Annotated in this window: 1 pseudogene; it reads left to right on the forward strand. The window is 66.8% G+C overall.

The window, feature by feature from the left end:
* A pseudogene (locus AC0L3D_RS37040) lies at positions 1-340 on the forward strand (Ulp1 family isopeptidase); the annotation flags it as partial.

Consider the following 340-nt stretch of genomic DNA (forward strand, 5'->3'; position numbering starts at 1 on the left):
GCGAAGGGCTTGAGCGACGGCAGGATGATCAAGCCGCCTCGTCTCTTTTCAGCGACCCAGGCATGCCCGCTGGACGGAGTGACCTCAACAGCATCGTGGCGGACGCTTTCGCAGCGGCCGGCTCTGGGCACGCCGGAGTTGAGGTCGCCGCCCCGCCGCCGTTAGCTGCCAGCCAACAGCAGATCCGGCCCTGGCCGGATGCGCTTGACCGGGGCAACCACCTGCCACCCGAGTGGGTGATCATCAACGATGAACATTACACAGCGCTGTTGCGGCCAGCGGAGAGGCAGAGGGCCCTGAATACGCCGCAAGCCGCCGCCATTCAGCCGCCGCTGAGCGA

The sequence above is a fragment of the Mesorhizobium sp. WSM4837 genome, from assembly GCF_055811435.1.